This is a genomic window from Clostridium cuniculi (assembly GCF_004353185.1).
GTDB classification, from domain to species: Bacteria; Bacillota; Clostridia; order Clostridiales; family Clostridiaceae; genus Clostridium; species Clostridium cuniculi.
The window spans coordinates 1-14,708 of record NZ_SMUS01000006.1; the positions used below are offsets into that span (position 1 = coordinate 1).

The following is a 14,708-nucleotide window of genomic DNA, read 5'->3' on the forward strand; positions in this document are numbered from 1 at the left end:
TATGGCTCTTCCCCGGAGGCACACCCATATATTGGCTCTTAATCACAAAAATGAATAAATTTATTCATTGATTAATAAAAAGAATACTAAAAATGCAAGATAGACTAGCAAAAATCAATAAAAAATAAAAAGTTAACAAAAAGTTAACAATTAATCTTGTAAAAGTAGGTTATAATTGATAATATCATAATAGTTCGAAAGAATTAAAATGGTACAGTGTGGCAACTGATTCTATTAAAAAATACACCGTAAGGTGTATTTTTTTTATGTAAAATTATAGTTGTAATAGTATAGTGATATCATAAAAGAAAATGTTTATAAGAGAAGAGTTTACTTAGATAAGTAGAGTATATTTTAATAAATACAAATATATATACTATGTTTATAAGGGATATAATATAGTATATAATATTAATAGTTTATTAATTTAAAAATTCAGTATATTAATATGAAGATAATTAACACAAATAAAAAAGATAAAACGTGATTGATAGGTGATAAGATTGGTAGAAAAGAATAAAGAGTATATATTAGATATAATTTCTCAAGGATATGAAGGAGAAGGAATAGCTAAAATTAATGATACATTTCCTATATTTATAGAGGGAGCATTAAAGGGTGAAAAAGTTAATGTAAGAATAGTAAAGTCTAAAAAGAATTTTGCTTATGCTAAGTTAATTGATGTAATAGAACCATCAAAGGAAAGGTGTGAGGCAAAGTGTAACATAAATAAAAGATGCGGCGGTTGTAAGCTACAGCACTCTACATATAAAGAGCAATTAAATTTTAAATTTGAAAGAGTAAAAGATTGTATAACTAAAATAGGAAAATTAGATAATAGTATAGTTAAATTCCCATTAGGAATGGAAGAGCCTTGGAGATACAGAAATAAGGTTCAATTACCTATAGGTATGGTAAACGGAGAATTAAAGATAGGATTCTTTGCACCGAGAAGCCATGAAATAATAGATATGGAAACTTGTTTAATTCAAGATGAAATAGCTGATAAGGTAGTTGAATTAACAAGACAATGGATAAAGAAAAATAATATAAAGCCATATAATATTGATGGAAAGTATGATGAAACAGGAATACTTAGACATATAATGATTAGACGTGGATTTACCACTAATGAGGTAATGGTTGTTTTGGTTACTAATGGAGACAAATTACCTAATAAAGATGAATTTGTAAAATTAATAGTTAATAATATACCAGGAATAAAGAGCATAGTACAAAATGTTAATTCTAAACCAACTAATGTAATATTAGGGCAAGAATGCATAACATTATGGGGAGAGCCTACTATAAGTGATTATATAGGCGATTTTAAATTTAATATATCACCATTATCATTCTTCCAAGTTAATCCTACTCAAACGGAAGTTTTATATGGTAAGGCTTTGGAATATGCTCAATTAACTGGAGATGAAACTGTATTTGATGCATATTGTGGAACTGGAACAATAACTTTATTTCTATCACAAAAGGCAAAGAAGGTTTATGGAGTAGAAATAATTCCACAAGCTATTGAAAATGCAAATATAAATGCTAAAGAAAACAATGTTGATAATGTTGAGTTCTTTGTTGGAGAATCAGAAGTTGTTATACCTGATTTAATAAATAAAGGGGTAAAAGCTGATGTAGTTGTTGTAGATCCACCAAGAAAAGGTTGCGATATTAAGTTATTAAATGCTATAACTAACATTAATGCTGAAAGAATTGTATACGTAAGTTGTGACCCAAGTACTCTAGCTAGAGATTTAGCTATTTTAGAGGAAAATGGATATAAAACACTAGAAGTACAGCCAGTAGACATGTTCCCTCAAACTGCTCACATTGAGAACGTAGCTTTGCTTATCAAGGAACGATAGTGAAGAAGATAAGTATTTAGCACGTTCCATGCAAAAGATGTCAAAGAGCGAATGAAGTGAGTGATTTGTAACATCTTACTGCTGAGAACGTAGCTTTACTTATCAAGGAGACATTAAATTCTTAGTGAAATCAAAGATTGAACTTAGAATTTAAGTCTGCATTTCGTAGAGTAGTGGAGAAATGTTAATCTAATAGAAAAAATATAGAATATACCAATGCACATAATAAGTATTATTATGTGTATTTTTATATATTTAATTAATAGTTTTAAGATTTAATTAAAAATACTTATTAATGATAAGTAATAATGTATGCAAAAATATTATATTATTAAATAAGTAGATTTTTTTATAAATAATAAAAGTCAATATACTTGATTTGTTAAATAATTACTTAATATGATATAATTCTAATTATGGAATTACAATAAATTGATATTTTTAAGCTAATTTAATAGTTTTAATAGAAAATAATTGTAGGTGGATTATGAATAATAAAAAAGAAGATGTGCACACAGCATTACAAGAAAGTTTTAAAAATTTAATACTGAAGCATAGCTTTGATAAAATAACTATAAAAATGATTACAGATGGAGCAGGACTTATTAGACCTACATTTTATAATCACTATGCTGATAAATATGAAGTATTATAAGAAATTTGCTATGATGATATTTTCAAAGGTAGTGAAATGCTTATAGAAAATAAGATGCCTTTTGAGGCAATATATTATATGTTTTCAAGTATAGAAAATAATAGAGAATTTTATATTCAAGCATCAAGGGTAGAAGGACAAAATTCATTTGAAGAAATAATAAATAATAATTTAATTAAAATTTTTAAATCATTATTTAAGTATTATGGTGCGGAAAGTAGTGGACAAGATAAATTTTCAGTGAACGATATTGCAGAATATTATGCTAGAGGTTTAACATTTATAATATTAAGATGGATAGAAAAAGGGATAAACATATCTGCAAAAGCCTTATCTAATAAATATAAATTATTAGTAACTAATTCATTAGATGATATTATTCATGATTTAATAAATTATGAGTAAAATAGTAATTTTTACACAATATATTATTAATAAGTTAATATATATTGTGTTTTTTATTATGTTAAAATAACATTTTAAAATAATTGTAAAGAATAAAAATACAATTTAATAGGTTTGTAAGAGGACGACTACAAAGTCGTCCTTTTGTTTATTTATATATACATTAAATTAAAATTATAGATTCATTAAATTTCTTGTGTTTACTAAAATTATATTTGGAGGAGGGAATTGGATGGATGAATTTATGGGAAGTGCTTATAGTATCAGTTGGATTATCATTAGATGCATTTACAATAGCAGTTTGTAGAGGCTCTACACAAGGAAATTTAAAAAAATCAACAGCTATATTAGTAGGATTAATTTTTGGAGCAATTCAAACGCTAATGCTAGCGGCTGGAATGATAATTGCAATATATCCTATGTTAAATATACAAAATGAAAAAATAATATCAATAAATCAATGGTTTTCAGCAATTATATTATTTTATTTAGGAATAAAATTCTTTAAAAATGCATTTAAAGTTAGTGATCTTAGTGAAAGAAGGGAGGAGTTTTTTGGATATAAAGGAAGTATGGTTTTAGCATTGGCAACTAGTTTAGATGCATTTATTCTAGGAATTAGCTTTGGGTTATTAGGAACAGGAATTATAAGTAATGTAGCAATTTTATTTATTGTAACAAGCGCTTTAGTTGCTGTAGGGCTATGGGTTGGTTATTGCATAGGAAATAAGTACAAAAGACAGGTAGATATATGTGGGGCAATTATTCTTTTAAGTATTGGTATAAAAGTTATTTGTAATTATTTTAATGTTATTTGAAGGGGAGCGAGATCTAAATGTTAAGTCCAAAGTATAAAATTCAACAATTTGCTTTAAAACAACTCTTAGGATATTTAAAAAAGGATCCAGAAAATAATTTACCAAAGATCATAGGTTGGCTAAGAAAGTTTGATACAGAAAAAATATATGTGGATCAATATGACATTATAGATGAATATTTAAAAGATCCAGAAAATAATTGGACTAAGTTAATGTGTAATATAATTAATAACGTTCATCCTAATATTGTTCAAACTGTATTCACAAACTTCTTATTAAATGCATCTATTAGAGGGTGGGCTGAAATACAAAGAAATAAAGATAAATATGGTCATGAAATACCATTCACAATCCTTGTAGATCCAACTACAGCTTGCAATAAGCATTGTATAGGTTGTTGGGCAGCTGATTATAATAAATCTTTAAATCTAAGTTATGATGAATTAGATAAGTTATTCACTGAAGGAAAAGAGTTAGGAATTTACTTTTATATAATGACTGGCGGAGAACCGTTAGTTAGAAAGACTGACATATTGAAGTTAGCTAAAAAACATAGTGATTGTGTATTTATGTTCTTTACAAATGGAACATTAATAGATCAAAAATTCTGTGATGATTTAATTGAAGTAGGAAATTTAGTACCAACTATAAGTGTTGAAGGATTTGATGATGCAACAGATGGAAGAAGAGGAGATGGTTCTTGGAAAGATATTATGAGAGCTATGGATCTTATGAAATCTAATAAAATTCCATTTGGATTCTCAACTTGTTTTACTACAGCTAATTGTGATAGCGTTTTATCTGAAGAATTTATAGATTTAATGATAGATAAGGGAGCATATTTCTCTTGGTATTTCACATTTATGCCAATAGGATGCAAGACAGATACATCATTAATGGCAAATCCAGATCAAAGAGAAAAATTATATAGAACTATTAGGGCTTGGCGTAGTACAAAATCTATATTTAATATGGATTTCTGGCATGATGCTGAATATGTTGGAGGTTGTGTTGCTGGAGGAAGAAGGTACTGTCATATTAATGCAAATGGAGATGTAGAACCATGTGTATTCTGCCATTATTCAAATGCAAACATTAAAGATGTATCTTTAATAGAAGCTTTAGGACAACCATTATTTATGGAGTATCAAAAGAATCAACCATTTAATGAGAATCAATTTAGACCATGTCCAATATTGGATAATGCACCTAAGATTGCAGAAATGGTTAAAAATTCAGGGGCAAAATCTACAGAATATATAGATCCAGAAGATGTTGATGATTTATGTAAGAAGACTATTAACTATGGGTTAACTTGGGCAAAGAGGGCAGAGCCATTATGGGAAGAGAACCTAGAGAAAAAACAACATGATAAAGAAAAAAAGAATAAGAAAAAAGAAGAAGAATTAATAAAGAAATAAAATTAATAATCGGTAAATTAATGTATTATTGAATAGAATTTATAAATATTGGAATAATTTAATGTAAGAGCTTATAAAGCTTTAAACCATTGTTATTAATTATATATTTATTAAATTCTCATATAGCGCCATAAATATATATTAATAACAATGGTTAATTTATTTTATAAACGCAGGAGAGGAGTTAACTATATGGATATAGAAAAGAATTTTTTTAAGACTTTCTTAAAAAACTTTGATGAAATTTCTTTTAGATTAAAGTTTTGGGATGGTGAAGAAATAAAGGTAGGACCTGATGAACCTAAATTTAGAATAATATTAAAGGCACCTTTGAAAAAGAAGGACTTATTAACTAGTACTTCACTAACTTTTGGTGAAGCTTATATGAATGGAGATGTAGAAATAGAAGGTGATATGTTCACTGTATTCAATGAACTACTAAAATGTATAGATAAATTCTCTACAAATTTTAAAAGTTTAAATAAAATATTTGGTGGCTCAACTTCTATGAAAAAGCAAAAGGAAGAAGTTTCATCACACTATGATATAGGAAATGATTTTTATAAAATATGGTTAGATGAAACATTATGTTATTCATGTGCATACTTTAAAAATGGAAATGAATCATTATATGATGCACAAATGAATAAGATTAATCATATATTGAAAAAACTTAATCTAAGTGAAGGTTTAACTTTACTTGATATTGGTTGCGGTTGGGGTGGATTACTTATAGAAGCAGCTAAACAATATAAAGTTAAGGGATTAGGAATAACATTAAGTGAAGAACAATATAAAAGATTTAAGGAAAGAATAAAAGAAGAGAATCTTGAAGATTTCCTAGATGTAAAATTAATGGATTATAGAGAATTGAAAAAGAGTGGACTTTCATTTGATAGAATTGTAAGTGTTGGAATGCTAGAACATGTAGGAAGACCAAATTATGATTTATTCTTTGAAAATGTTAATGCTGTATTAAAACAAGGTGGATTATTCTTATTACATTATATAAGTGGTCTTAAGGAATCAGAGGGTGATGCTTGGATAAAGAAATATATATTCCCAGGAGGAGTTATACCAAGCTTTAGAGAGATAATAGAGATATCAGCTGATTATAACTATCATACACTTGATGCTGAAAGCTTAAGATTACATTATAAAGAAACATTATTACATTGGGCAAAGAACTTCGATGATAATATAGATGAAGTTAGAAAAATGTTTGATGAAAAGTTTATAAGAATGTGGAGAATGTATTTATACTCTTGTGCGGCTTCATTTAATAATGGAATAATAGATTTACATCAAATACTATTTGTTAAGGGTGTTAATAATAACTTACCTATGACAAGAGAATATATGTATAAATAGTTTCAGTAATTAAATATATTAAAATCTTAACTAAAAAAAGTGGCCTAAGGCCACTTTTTTTAACTCTAATATTTTAAATACATCAAATTTTTATAATAAAATTATTCACCAAGAATTTCGTTTATAGCATTCTTGTAAGCATCTGCTTTTGCACCGAATATTGCTTGAATTCCGTTACCAACTTCAACAACACCAGCAGCACCAAGGTTCTTTAATTCGTCCTTGTTAACATTTGCTTTATCTTTTACTTCAACTCTTAATCTTGTGATACAAGCATCAACAGATACTATGTTTTCTTCTCCACCTAAAGCAGCTAATACTAAAGGAGCTTTTTCAGCTATTTCACCTTTAGCAGAAGTCTTTGGAGCAGCAGCGTCTGTAGTACCACCCTTAGAGTTTTGGAAATCAGCTTTAGTGTAAAGTTTAGTTTCTCCTTCGTTTTCATCTCTACCAGGAGTCTTTAAGTTAAATTTAGTAATCATGAAATAGAATACAAAATAATAAACTATAAAGTATACAATACCAACAAGAAGAACTGTTAACCATTTAGTTGGAACTCCAGCACCTGCAGGAAGTAATCCGAATAAAGCATAATCAATGAATCCACCAGAGAATGTCATACCTATGAATACATTTAATACACCCATTAACATATAAGCTAAACCAGCGAATATACAGTGAATTACGTATAATACTGGAGCAACGAATAAGAATGTGAATTCTAATGGTTCAGTAATACCTGTTAAGAAAGAAGTTAATGCAGCTGTTGCTAATAATGAACCAACAACTTTTCTTTTACTTGGATTAGCTGCTTTATACATAGCAAGTGCAGCTCCAGGTAGACCAAACATCATTAATGGGAATTTACCAGCCATGAATCTAGTTGTTCCGTTAACAATTTCGCTCATAGTTGAAGCAGAAGCACCAACTAAATCAGTCATACTTGATAATTGAACAAAGTAAGCAGTATTTGCACCAGCAACTGTTTGAATTGAGCCATTAACTAATACGTTAGCTTCAACGAAAGATCCATACCAGAATGGAGTATAGAATACATGGTGTAATCCAAATGGAATTAAAGCTCTTTCAAGAAGTCCATATAAGAAAGTACCAAAAGGTCCAGCATTTTTAACAAATGTAGATAACATACTGATACCATCTTGAACAACTGGCCATGCAAATGCAAGTACTGCACCAACTAAAGCCATTGTAAGTGAAGTTATTATTGGAACAAATCTAGCACCTGAGAAGAATCCAATAACAGGTGGTAATTGAATTGTACAGAATCTATTGTGTAATAATGCAGTAACTATACCTGTAATGATACCACCAAATACAGACATATTTAATGTAAATATACCTAAGTTAGTAGTTACATAAGTTCCATATTCCCCAACAGAATCTGGAGTAAGAACTCCTAATTGAGTAACACCTAAAGCTAAAAGTGTAGAAACAACTTGATTCATTACGATAAATCCGAATACTGAAGCTAAAGCAGCAGTACCTTTATCCTTTTTAGCTAAACCAACAGCAACACCAACAGCAAATAATATAGGTAAGTTACCAAATACTATATCACCTATGTTTTTCATAACAGTTAAAACAGCTGTTACAGCTGGAATATTAACAAATGCTATTAGCGGTTCGTAAATAGCAGGTGCATTGCTTAATCCTGCTATTCCTAGTAGTGCTCCACCAACACCTAGTAATATACCAGCGATTGGAAGAGCTGCAATTGGAAGCATGATTGCTTTACCGATTCTTTGTAAAAATTGCATCATTTTATTATTCCTCCTAAAACTAATAATTTAAAATTATAAATAATAGCATGAACCTTAAAGATTTATAAAAACAATAAAAAAAGGCTCAAATATCTATAAATTATAAACTTATCCCGTATTATTATTTGAGATAAAAAAATAATTTATACATATTTAAGCCTTGCCTGCATTACCAGTAACACGCTTGTTTATTCAATTACAAAACATATGATAGCACAGCAAAAAAAAACTGTAAAGGTTTTTTAAAAAAAATTTTAAACAAAATAATAAATTAAAATTTTATTAACAATAAGTAAAACCATATTATTCATATTGAGATTTTAAAAATTATTATATAAAATAAAGATTATTAATTACTAGGGGGATGACCAAATGGCATACATAGTTTCATATGCATTATTAATAGCAGCTGTATTTTGTTCATATAAATTAGCTAAAGAAAAAGTACAAAATCATATTGTATGGCCTATATTAACAGCACTTTTAGGTCCAGGAGTATTTATAGTTCAATATTTAGTAACAATATTTATGGAAAAGAAATTAGTTTAAATTAATTAAGCTGTAGTTTATATTAGATAAAAACGATCTAAATAAACTACAGCTTATTTTTTGATTTAAAGTATTTGAAATTATGAGAAGAAGTTAATAATATGTATAGTTAATTTGTAGTTGAAAGAGGGTTTATAAATAAAATAATGGGGATAATCTAAAACATATGTGTAAAAGCTCTTAATAATGTTAAAAGTTATCCACAAAATGTGGATAACTTTTAAAAACTGTTGAAAACTTTTTAAAAGCTATTGACACAATATATTAGGGTATCAGAAAAATATATAACAAGATAGGGGGTATTGTAGAAAAAACACATACAATGTTGAAATAAAAAAATCGAACAAGCATTCTTTTAAAAAGTTATCAACAATATTAACATAATTGTGGACAAAATCTGTGGATAACATGACTTTTTACTAAATATAGAAATAAAAGGAGCTATTTTCAAGTGATAAGTTGTGGATAACTATTATTAAGAGATATAATATTAAGTAAATAAATGAATAATATTAATATAAAATGTAATATTTTAAGGAGAAAACATGAAATACAATAAAAAAATACTTAAAGCAGAATTTATAAGTAGACCTAATAGATTTAATGCAATTGTAAAACTTAATGGAGAAGAGATAAAGGTTCATGTACCTAACACAGGGAGGTGTAGAGAAATATTAGTACCAGGATGTACTGTATTTTTAAGAGAAGAACCTAATCCTACAAGGAAGACTCCCTATGATTTAATGGCAGTATATAAAGAAGAGAAGCTTATAAGCATAGATTCACAAATACCAAATAAAGTAGTTGATGAGGCTCTTAGAAACCAAAAGATAAAAGGTCTTGAGGAATATACTAATATTTTAAGAGAAAAAACATTTGGTAAAAGTAGATTTGATTTTAAGATATCAACAGAAGAGGGAAAGGAATATTTTCTAGAGGTAAAAGGGGTTACCTTAGAGGAAGAGGGATATGCTAGATTTCCAGATGCTCCAACAGAAAGAGGTGCAAGACATCTATTAGAATTAGTAGAGGCAAAGAAACAAGGTTATGGAGCTGGTGCAATGTTTTTAATACAATTAGAAGATGTAAATAAATTCTCTCCAAATGATATAAGAGATAAAGAATTTGGTGAGGCTCTAAGATTTGCTAAAGAAAATGGAGTAGATATTTTTGCATATAATTGTATAGTAACAGAGGATAGTATAGAAATAAATCAACCTGTTGAAATTATTCTTTAACAAATAATATTGTTCATCGCGTAGAGCCGAAAAATTAATGATATAACCTCCAGGAATTGTGTAATTTGCGTTAAGAATTTATATTATTTTTTCCAGAAAGGGAGCTAAAGATTCGAAAGTTACTTTGTTCCCTCAGCTTCTTAACGCTCCTTTTCTTCCAAAAACAATTAAATTCTAAAACTTAATTACAATATTCCTTCCGTTAATATCATTAATATTTTAGCTTCTACGTAACGAACAATTTAGTTTTCTTCACGAATAATACTAATTTTTAAAATACCATCTTTATAAGAAACTTTAGCTGAGTTTATCATCATTCCTACTAATGTAAGTTCAGAGTCAAATTCACATTCTCCACCAAGGTTCCAATAATAATTTTCAACTTCATATTGTCTTGGAGTATTTAGAATAGAAGCTAAAGACTCCAGTTCATCTTTTGAAATATTATCAACTTGCCCATAGATGTCAAAATAAGAATTCTTATTATCAGAGTTTAAATCAATATGAACATCAATAGTGCCTAATTTATAAAAGTAGGCTATTAATTCATTAATAATCTTAATGTTTTTTTCAACTTTAAATTTCATAAGTTAGATCTCCTTTTTAAATGTGGTTATTAATGGAATTAATATCATTGCAACAAAACCGCCAGCTAAACCGTTGTTATAAAGATTAAGACCACCATGTAAATATCCTATATTTGTAACTATATTAACATGAATTATACCAGCTAAAACACCGTATTTCCAACCAAATTTACCACAAATAGGGGCAAGTGTTGTTGAAAATAATATAGATAATAATAAAGAAGGTGAAGTAATTTCTTTTATATTAAATATAGCAGCTAAGGTAGCACCAATAACTATAGGAATAGTATTTTTTAAGTTTTTCCCAAAGGATCCAAATCCTATTATAGTAAAAATTCCACATATAGTAGCACCATTTAAATCTCCACCAATAAGAATAACAAAACAAGTTGCTAAAATACCTAATATACCCATATTGATGTAAGTAGTTTCTCCAAATAAGATATAGAAATCACTTATTAATCTACCAGTTTGTTTATTAATATTAGTGAGATTAGATTTTTTATTTTTACCATAAATAATTCCAATAATAATTAAATAAACACAGCAAATAATAAGTAAGATAGATAAAAGTTTATTTGAGCCACTATGCCAAACAAGTCTAGAGTCTAAGTTTATACCAAAGCCTCTCATTATTGACATTAATAATGTGGCAATTAATCCACTAGCAAATCCAATATTATATAAATTATATCCGTTATGAGCTTTTATACTATGTGAAGCTATAGGCGGCAAAATAAAGCCAACTGCAATACCAAGCAGTATACCACCAATTATTGAAATTAGATTATACTGATTGCTTCCAAAACTAATTTGACTTACTACAGGAGAAAGAGAAGTACCTAATATAGCAACTAATATATAATTAAGAAAAGGTTCTTTTTGATATATAGAAAATAAATATACACCTAGTATAATAGGCCAAATATTAAATATGTTTTTACCTAGAAAAGAAAATCCTGTCATTAACCATAAAGACATTATTGTTGAACCATTAGGTTTAATTCCTATAATAATTAAAAGTAATAGTGACAATAAACTTGTTAGAGCAGCATTTACTAAAGCAGCACCAATTCCGCCAACTTCCATATAATCAGTAATTAATATGTCAGATGATAGTATTATAGATTTTAGACCATGAAAAATTTCAGCTGGCGAATCTAAGCAAAAAGCAAAGAGAATAAAAAATAAATATAGGACGGAAAGGATTACATATGGTGGATAATAATTTTTTAGTAATTTCATTTGAAGACCTCCATCCGATTTTTTAGAAAGTTTACTACCAAGATCTTTTGTAGTAATATATTCTATTAGTTAAATTTAGACAATTATTTAACGTCAAATTTAGTTATATATAATCACATTTTATCAAATAATTATTAAAATTTATATATTAAGTGTTAAATTTAATGCAATTTATTATAAACTTCTTTAAAATTTAATTTAAAATAGTATAATATATTTAGAAATTTAGTGATAGGGGTGTTTTAATGGAGATAAAAAAGCATAAAACTGTTCCTGAAATTAAAGGGCTTCTAAGAAGTCATGTAGTAGAAGTTCCATCTTGTATTAGAGATTGTTCAGGAATAAAGATATTTGGAAAAAGAATAAAATCGCTATTATTTACAACTGATGTTGCGATTATAAGAAACACTAATGCAGATGCAATAATAGCCGTATATCCATTTACTCCTCAACCTTTAATAACAGCAGCATTGGTTATGGCAGCAGATGTACCTGTTTTTTGTGGAGTTGGTGGAGGAATAACTCAAGGTAAAAGGGTAGTAAATTTAGCATTAGATGCGGAATTTAAAGGTGCTATGGGTGTAGTTGTAAATTCACCTACATCTAATGAAGTAGTTTCAAAGATAAGAAAAACAATAGACATTCCTCTAATAGTTACAGTAGTTTCAGTTCATGAAAATATAAGAGAAAGAATAGAAGCTGGGGCAACAATATTAAATGTATCAGGGGGAAAAAATACTCCTGAGATAGTAAGAAGAATAAAAGAGGAGTTTCCAGATTTTCCTGTTATAGCAACAGGTGGACCAACAGAAGAAAGCATAAGAAGAACTATAGAGGCTGGAGCTAATGCTATTACTTATACACCACCATCAAATGGAGATACTATGAGTAGTCTCATGGATAAATATAGAAGCGAATAATCAGAATGGAATAATATTGAAAATCTATTTAAATAATTTTATTTATATGGTATCATATTATTAAATATTAACATATAATAACATATAATATAGAAACTAATAAAATACCTATGTTAGAGGTGCTGTTTATAAAGAGTAATAAATAGGAGTCGGCAGGCATTGATTATTTATGAAAGGTGTAACAGCCGAAGGAATAACTTATGCAAATAGTTGTTTCTGGGTATGCATATAACATATGCATAACTGTCACGGAAGTGGAGTGCTAAAAAGGTGCGATTGTTCAATTATTAGATTTAAATAATTGAATTTTTTAAGATAAAAAATTGCATTTTAATAAGTAAAACTACCACTATAGGTTTTTATAGTGGTAGTTTTTTTGTGTTAGTAATTTATAATTTATGATTAAGTGGAGGCAATAGCAATGAAATTATTTGGGGCAATGGAAATTAAAGAAAATGAGCTATTTATAGGTGGAGTTAGTTCAACAGAGTTAGTTAGTAGATTTGGTTCACCGCTGTATGTAATGGATGAAAGTTTTTTAATAGACACATGTAAAAATTATTATAGAGATTTTAAATGTTTAGAAAACAATAATAGAGTAGCTTATGCAGGTAAAGCATTTTTAACAAAAGCAATGTGTAGGCTTATATATGAACAGGGGCTTTATTTAGATGTAGTATCAGGAGGGGAATTATATACAGCTTATAAATCAGGATTTCCTTTAGATAAAGTATATTTCCACGGCAATAATAAGAGTGTAAGTGAAGTTGAATTAGGGGTTAAGCTAGGGGTTGGAGTATTTGTAGTTGATAATTTAGATGAAATGAAAAGACTAAATGAAATAGCTAAGAAATACAATAGAAAGCAAAATATATATTTAAGATTAACACCAGGAATAGAAGCACACACTCACGAGTATATAAAAACAGGTCAAATAGACTCTAAATTTGGATTTGCACCTGTTGGAGAGACAATAATGGATGCAGTAAAATTGGCATTAGATTGTGAAAATATAAATTTAAGAGGATTACATTGTCATATAGGTTCACAAATTTTTGAGATACAGCCTTATGAGGATGCAGTTGAAGTTATGCTTGGATTTATAAAGAATATTAAAGAAGAAACAGGACATATAATACCTGAATTAGATTTGGGGGGGGGATTTGGTATACATTATACCGATGAAGATAAACCAAAAGAAACGAGGGATTATTGTACTTCTATATTAAATAAAGTTGATGAGGTATGTGAAAAACTAAATATAGAAAGGCCTATTTTAACTATAGAACCAGGTAGATCAATAGTAGGAAATGCAGGAACTACTCTTTATACTATTGGAGCAATCAAGGAAATTGAAGGGGTTAGGACTTATGTTTCAGTAGATGGAGGAATGACAGATAATATAAGACCAGCATTATATGGGGCTAAATATGAAATGGCTATAGCAAACAAAATTACTGATAAATGCAATGCTAGGGTTGCAATAGCAGGCAAATGCTGTGAATCAGGAGATATTTTTGTTAATGACATTTGTATTCAAAAGCCTGATATAGGAGATATACTAGCAGTATTTTCAACTGGTGCATATGGATTCTCAATGTCTAGTAATTATAATAAAAATCCAAAAGCAGCAGTTGTATTTGTAAAAGATGGATTAGCTAGAGTTGTATCAAAAAGACAAAGTTATGAAGAACTTTTAGCTTTAGAAGTTTAGACTCAGTTTATATTTATATGATAAACTTAATATTAAGGGCTATATCAAAATAGTTTGGTGTAGCTTTTTTTGTAACAAAATTGACATAATAATAATATATAATGGAGAGTAACACTATTAGTTATTAATT

13 protein-coding genes and 1 riboswitch are annotated in these 14,708 nt (G+C 28.1%); of the genes, 10 read left to right on the forward strand and 3 right to left on the reverse strand.

The window, feature by feature from the left end:
• Nucleotides 1–503 precede the first annotated feature (503 nt).
• The 6 genes from rlmD to EJJ37_RS03875 all read left to right on the forward strand — a co-directional run bounded on the left by rlmD (nucleotide 504) and on the right by EJJ37_RS03875 (nucleotide 6,544).
• On the forward strand, nucleotides 504–1,874 hold the full coding sequence (gene rlmD, locus EJJ37_RS03850) for a 23S rRNA (uracil(1939)-C(5))-methyltransferase RlmD (RefSeq protein ID WP_133014274.1): 1,371 nt from the start codon (nucleotides 504–506) through the stop codon (nucleotides 1,872–1,874).
• Nucleotides 1,875–2,361: 487 nt separating this feature from the next.
• Nucleotides 2,362–2,529 (forward strand): TetR/AcrR family transcriptional regulator, encoded by a 168-nt coding sequence (locus EJJ37_RS03855; RefSeq protein WP_133014275.1) that lies wholly within the window; start codon nucleotides 2,362–2,364, stop codon nucleotides 2,527–2,529.
• A 36-nt stretch (nucleotides 2,530–2,565) separates the two neighbouring features.
• Nucleotides 2,566–2,934, forward strand: coding sequence for a TetR-like C-terminal domain-containing protein (locus tag EJJ37_RS03860; protein WP_133014276.1), 369 nt, complete (start codon nucleotides 2,566–2,568; stop codon nucleotides 2,932–2,934).
• Nucleotides 2,935–3,170: 236 nt separating this feature from the next.
• A complete protein-coding gene (locus EJJ37_RS03865; RefSeq protein ID WP_133014277.1) occupies nucleotides 3,171–3,752 on the forward strand; it encodes a manganese efflux pump MntP in 582 nt (193 codons plus the stop codon).
• A 17-nt stretch (nucleotides 3,753–3,769) separates the two neighbouring features.
• A complete protein-coding gene (locus EJJ37_RS03870) occupies nucleotides 3,770–5,173 on the forward strand; it encodes a radical SAM/SPASM domain-containing protein (RefSeq protein ID WP_133014278.1) in 1,404 nt (467 codons plus the stop codon).
• Between the two features lie 192 nt (nucleotides 5,174–5,365).
• A complete protein-coding gene (locus EJJ37_RS03875) occupies nucleotides 5,366–6,544 on the forward strand; it encodes an SAM-dependent methyltransferase (protein WP_133014279.1) in 1,179 nt (392 codons plus the stop codon).
• Nucleotides 6,545–6,645: 101 nt separating this feature from the next.
• Here the strand turns inward: EJJ37_RS03875 and EJJ37_RS03880 are convergent, their stop codons facing one another.
• Nucleotides 6,646–8,325 (reverse strand): PTS transporter subunit EIIC, encoded by a 1,680-nt coding sequence (locus EJJ37_RS03880; RefSeq protein ID WP_133014280.1) that lies wholly within the window; start codon nucleotides 8,323–8,325, stop codon nucleotides 6,646–6,648.
• A 372-nt stretch (nucleotides 8,326–8,697) separates the two neighbouring features.
• Here EJJ37_RS03880 and EJJ37_RS20050 point away from each other — a divergent pair, with 372 nt between their 5' ends.
• Both EJJ37_RS20050 and sfsA read left to right on the forward strand, forming a co-directional pair.
• Complete coding sequence (locus EJJ37_RS20050; RefSeq protein ID WP_166484653.1) at nucleotides 8,698–8,874, forward strand: hypothetical protein; 177 nt, start codon at nucleotides 8,698–8,700, stop codon at nucleotides 8,872–8,874.
• A 545-nt stretch (nucleotides 8,875–9,419) separates the two neighbouring features.
• On the forward strand, nucleotides 9,420–10,112 hold the full coding sequence (gene sfsA / locus EJJ37_RS03885; protein ID WP_133014281.1) for a DNA/RNA nuclease SfsA: 693 nt from the start codon (nucleotides 9,420–9,422) through the stop codon (nucleotides 10,110–10,112).
• 242 nt (nucleotides 10,113–10,354) lie between these two features.
• On the opposite strand, the gene EJJ37_RS03890 is transcribed toward sfsA, so the two are convergent.
• Both EJJ37_RS03890 and EJJ37_RS03895 read right to left on the reverse strand, forming a co-directional pair.
• Nucleotides 10,355–10,699 carry a hypothetical protein gene (locus EJJ37_RS03890; protein WP_133014282.1) on the reverse strand — a complete coding sequence of 115 codons (345 nt, stop codon included), beginning with the start codon at nucleotides 10,697–10,699 and terminating at the stop codon, nucleotides 10,355–10,357.
• 3 nt (nucleotides 10,700–10,702) lie between these two features.
• The gene (locus EJJ37_RS03895) at nucleotides 10,703–11,944 is read right to left on the reverse strand and encodes a DUF1576 domain-containing protein (protein ID WP_133014283.1); all 1,242 of its coding nucleotides are present in this window, start codon (nucleotides 11,942–11,944) and stop codon (nucleotides 10,703–10,705) included.
• 245 nt (nucleotides 11,945–12,189) lie between these two features.
• On the opposite strand from EJJ37_RS03895, the gene EJJ37_RS03900 reads away from it, so the two are divergent.
• Both EJJ37_RS03900 and lysA read left to right on the forward strand, forming a co-directional pair.
• Complete coding sequence (locus EJJ37_RS03900) at nucleotides 12,190–12,864, forward strand: beta/alpha barrel domain-containing protein (RefSeq protein WP_133014284.1); 675 nt, start codon at nucleotides 12,190–12,192, stop codon at nucleotides 12,862–12,864.
• Between the two features lie 106 nt (nucleotides 12,865–12,970).
• A riboswitch (Lysine riboswitch) is annotated at nucleotides 12,971–13,137 on the forward strand.
• 148 nt (nucleotides 13,138–13,285) lie between these two features.
• Entirely contained in the window at nucleotides 13,286–14,578 is a 1,293-nt protein-coding gene (lysA, locus tag EJJ37_RS03905; RefSeq protein ID WP_133014285.1) for a diaminopimelate decarboxylase, read from the forward strand.
• The last annotated feature ends 130 nt before the right edge of the window (nucleotides 14,579–14,708 follow it).

Excerpts from the sequence above, each read along its gene's own strand:
- EJJ37_RS03865 (WP_133014277.1), top strand. The coding sequence starts at position 3,171 with ATGAATTTATGGGAAGTGCTTATAGTATCAGTTGGATTATCATTAGAT.
- EJJ37_RS03860 (WP_133014276.1), top strand. The coding sequence starts at position 2,566 with ATGCTTATAGAAAATAAGATGCCTTTTGAGGCAATATATTATATGTTT.
- EJJ37_RS20050 (WP_166484653.1), top strand. The coding sequence starts at position 8,698 with ATGGCATACATAGTTTCATATGCATTATTAATAGCAGCTGTATTTTGT.
- EJJ37_RS03890 (WP_133014282.1), bottom strand. The coding sequence starts at position 10,699 with ATGAAATTTAAAGTTGAAAAAAACATTAAGATTATTAATGAATTAATA.
- EJJ37_RS03875 (WP_133014279.1), top strand. The coding sequence starts at position 5,366 with ATGGATATAGAAAAGAATTTTTTTAAGACTTTCTTAAAAAACTTTGAT.
- sfsA (WP_133014281.1), top strand. The coding sequence starts at position 9,420 with ATGAAATACAATAAAAAAATACTTAAAGCAGAATTTATAAGTAGACCT.
- EJJ37_RS03895 (WP_133014283.1), bottom strand. The coding sequence starts at position 11,944 with ATGAAATTACTAAAAAATTATTATCCACCATATGTAATCCTTTCCGTC.
- EJJ37_RS03880 (WP_133014280.1), bottom strand. The coding sequence starts at position 8,325 with ATGATGCAATTTTTACAAAGAATCGGTAAAGCAATCATGCTTCCAATT.
- lysA (WP_133014285.1), top strand. The coding sequence starts at position 13,286 with ATGAAATTATTTGGGGCAATGGAAATTAAAGAAAATGAGCTATTTATA.
- EJJ37_RS03855 (WP_133014275.1), top strand. The coding sequence starts at position 2,362 with ATGAATAATAAAAAAGAAGATGTGCACACAGCATTACAAGAAAGTTTT.
- EJJ37_RS03870 (WP_133014278.1), top strand. The coding sequence starts at position 3,770 with ATGTTAAGTCCAAAGTATAAAATTCAACAATTTGCTTTAAAACAACTC.
- EJJ37_RS03900 (WP_133014284.1), top strand. The coding sequence starts at position 12,190 with ATGGAGATAAAAAAGCATAAAACTGTTCCTGAAATTAAAGGGCTTCTA.